1 protein-coding gene is annotated in these 1,305 nt (G+C 33.1%); it reads right to left on the reverse strand.

Going from position 1 to position 1,305, the window contains the following annotated elements; translation table 11 throughout:
• A partial coding sequence (locus GVN22_RS27290) for a phage integrase SAM-like domain-containing protein (RefSeq protein WP_166554153.1) occupies nt 1–1,239 on the reverse strand: 1,239 nt, incomplete at its 3' end.
• Between the last annotated feature and the right edge of the window lie 66 nt (nt 1,240–1,305).

Genomic DNA, 1,305 nt, shown 5'->3' on the forward strand with positions numbered 1-1,305 from the left:
AAAATAAAAAATCCACCCGTATTTGAGTGGATTTTTTGTAGGCCTTCGCAGGAAAAAGTAATTTTCAAGGGAAGCCTTCTTAATAGTAGAATCTTTGACCCTAGCATATCTTGACAGTTGTCTACTATCTTTCCAACCAACCATAGCTTTAATAGTACTTTCGGGTAAGTCGAGTTCATTTATACTATGGTCAACAAAACTTTTTCGAGAGGTATGAAACGTTAGGTACTTATTTATCTTTGCTTTCTTCGCAATTTCCTTAATGTATACATTCAATTTAGAATTTGACATTTTTGGAAGAGTCTTCACATCAGATCCATATCTATTGAAAATTTTCATCGCCTTTTCGTTAAGAGGTATACTTTGTCTAGTTTCTGTTTTATCCCTCTCCAGTTTTATCCAGAGGGTATTATCAGAATCCATTTCAATATCCTCGTCACAAAGCGTATCATAGTCTGTAAAGCTCAAAGAGGTTTCAGCACAAAAGCGATAGATATCAAAAGTCTTTCTATGATTTTCATTTAAGTCCATTTTATCAATCTTGTCAAGCTCTTCCTGAGTAAGTGATACAGGATCTTTGGCTTTAGCCTTATCAACTCTGTATTCCTCAATTTTTCGCTCTTTGGTATAGCCTTTGGATACAGCATATTTCGCCACTCCCTTTATAAGAAATAAATACTTCTCAATAGTACTATCTTCATATTTGGAAATATTCAAATAGAATTTAAAATCCTCCAGAAACACATGGTCTATTTCATCTATTCTAATTTGCTCTAAAGATTTTTTAATCAAGTAAGATTTAATAGTTTCAAATTTAGATTCCTTACCAGCAACTGATACTTGTTTGAGCTTTCCAGCTTTGACTAATTGATTTTGGTCATTGATAAACTCTTTAAAGACATCAATGAAGGAAAATACCTTCTTTACTTTTCTTTCTCTCCCACTAGCCACTCTATGCCTAAGTAAGATTTCATCAGGCCTGATAAGTTCATTTGGTTTTTCAAAACTAATCTCAGTGTAGATTTGAGTAAAGCGTAATTCGTGATAATCCATAAGTTTTTGATTTTTGGCAGCCTCTTTACCTTGAAAACATTGTTCTTTGGGATTCCATTGTTTGCGGTTTAATTTGATTTTAGTAGAAATTGGAACGGACTTTTCACCATCAACTCTAATTTCGCAATAGATAGTACCAAGGTCTTTGGTTTTACCTACACGAAACCAATAATAAAAGGACATCATGTTGATAGGGGTGTAACTAACATTTCTAGGTGGGTAGTTGTTTAATTTTTTGACATTTGTAAAACT

The sequence above is a fragment of the Cellulophaga sp. BC115SP genome (genome assembly GCF_009905545.1).
GTDB classification, from domain to species: domain Bacteria; phylum Bacteroidota; class Bacteroidia; order Cytophagales; family Spirosomataceae; genus Flectobacillus; species Flectobacillus rivi.